The sequence below is a fragment of the uncultured Chitinophaga sp. genome (assembly GCF_937874145.1).
Classification (GTDB): Bacteria; Bacteroidota; Bacteroidia; order Chitinophagales; family Chitinophagaceae; genus Chitinophaga.
Genome location: NZ_CALNBI010000188.1, coordinates 1 through 2,059 on the forward strand (window position 1 = coordinate 1; position 2,059 = coordinate 2,059).

Consider the following 2,059-nt stretch of genomic DNA (forward strand, 5'->3'; position numbering starts at 1 on the left):
GGTTTGCGCGTCGGCGAGGAAGTGCAGGTTCTGGGAATGGCCGCTGCGGTCGATACGCTCCATGGCTTTGCTGAAGCGCTCGCGGGTGTAGGGTTTCAGCAGGTAATCGAGCGCATTCATCTCGAATGCCTGCAGGGCAAACTGGTCGTAGGCCGTGGTAAAGATGATGAGGGGGATATGGGTGATTTCTTCCAGTACGCGGAATCCGTTCATGGCCGGCATCTGGATGTCGAGGAAAACGAGGTCGGGCTGCAAGGCATTGATGTCGCGCACTGCTTCCAGGCCGTTGCGGCATTCGCCGGCAATGGTGATTTCGGGGTAATCGGCCAGGTATTGGCGGATCAGGAAACGGGATGCTTCTTCGTCGTCGATAATCAGTGCAGTCTTACGGCTCATGGCAGTTGGCGATTGGTATGTGTATAAAATTTGAAACGGAGCCCGGATGGCTGGTTGCGGCTCACCAGCAGGTGCTCCGAAAACAGCAGTTCCAGCCGCTGGCGGATGTTGCGCAATCCCACTCCGGCGCTTTGTTCGATCTCTTTCAGTTCCCCGCTGTACCCTACGCCGGTATCGCTGATCTCGATACGCAGTTTATCCGATTCCTGTGCGATTTCTATATTGATTTTCCCGCCGTTGATGCTCGGTGCGATCCCGTGCCGGATGGCGTTTTCCACCACCGGTTGCAGCAGCATGGCGGGGATCATGACGTTTTCGGAGCCGTTCAGCGGGCTGATGCTGAATTCCAGCCGTTCGCGGAAGCGGCTGTGCTCCAGTTCCAGCATGGTACGGATATACCGGATCTCTTCCTTCAGCGGCACCCATTCGTGTTCCGTACAATATAACGAGTACCGGAACGTATCGGCCAGGCGCGCGATCAGTTCGCGCGTGGGCTCCTGCTCGATAGGCACGCTGGCGCTGATCGAATTCAGGGTGTTGAAAAGGAAATGCGGCTGGATCTGCGCTTTGAGGGCGTTGATTTCGCTGCGAAAGGCCGCGTCGGCCAGTTCCTTTTCTTTCTTCAATTGCGCTTCGCGCTCCAGGAAAAAATGATAGACGTGCAGGAGGCTGAAGCACTGCAGGTAATACACGATTACCGGGAACACGGAGCGGAGCAGTTCGATCCCCAGCATGGGCGGACGGCCATCCAAAAAATGAAAGAGCTGCGTCCCGCCCATCCAGGCGGTCCAGAAAAACGGGATGAGCAACAGGTGCAGCCGGAAACGAAACCGCAGCGGGCGGTCCTTGAATTTCCGGAACACGATATACCAGCACGGCACACTTACGATCAGCAGGATGACGGCATCCCACCATATCATCGTAAGGTAACGGGCGTCCACGCGGCCGGTCACCACTTCGGGCATGTAAAGGATGAAATCCTGCAACAAGAACAGCAGGCAATAACCCGCCACTTCGGCCCGGGAAACATCGCTAAAGGCCTTCCGCTGTAGTGCTGCTGCTATTTTTCCCATAAAAGACTTGCTCATAATCCGTACAGATTGGGGGGAAGTTACGCCAAATTCAGCAGAGATGTGGTGGTACGGCCGCTTGCCAGGAAATGTGTGTAATCCGCTGTGATACAGGTTGTTAGCGTATGTGGCGCGCCGAAGTGCCCGATGCTGCGGTTGAAATGACATGCGGGGCCGCTGAAAAACAGCCTTGCCGGGGCATGCTGTTTGCGGTCAAAATGAAAACTATTCTATATGACAACTCCCGAAATCGCCACCCGGCTCGAAGCGTTCTGCCGGGTGGGGAAATTCCATGAAGCTGTGGAAACACTGTTTGCCGACGATGCCGTGAGCATCGAGCCCTACGAAACGCCCGCTTTCGAAAAAGAAACGAAAGGCAAGGACAATATCCTTCAAAAAGGAAAGAAATTCGATGACCTGGTGGATACGATGCACGCCATAACGATCCGCGATACGGTTGTGACCGGCAATATTATCGCGATGGTTTGCGGGATGGACGTGACGATGAAAGGCAAGGAACGTACCACCTGGGAGGAACTTTGCGTCTACCAGGTGAAAGACGGGAAAATCATTTCAGAACAATTCTTCATGTA

The 2,059-nt window shown here is 54.7% G+C and carries 3 protein-coding genes; 1 reads left to right on the forward strand and 2 read right to left on the reverse strand.

Annotation, left to right across the window (positions count from 1 at the left end):
* Positions 1-396 (reverse strand): response regulator (locus tag Q0510_RS08905; protein ID WP_298710169.1); only part of this gene is annotated, 396 nt, incomplete at its 3' end.
* Positions 393-1,484, reverse strand: coding sequence for a histidine kinase (locus tag Q0510_RS08910; RefSeq protein WP_298710171.1), 1,092 nt, complete (start codon positions 1,482-1,484; stop codon positions 393-395). The genes Q0510_RS08905 and Q0510_RS08910, both read right to left, overlap by 4 nt.
* A gap of 216 nt (positions 1,485-1,700) precedes the next feature.
* Between Q0510_RS08910 and Q0510_RS08915 the strand changes: the two genes are divergently transcribed.
* The coding region (locus tag Q0510_RS08915; protein ID WP_298710173.1) for a nuclear transport factor 2 family protein at positions 1,701-2,059 on the forward strand (359 nt) is incomplete at its 3' end.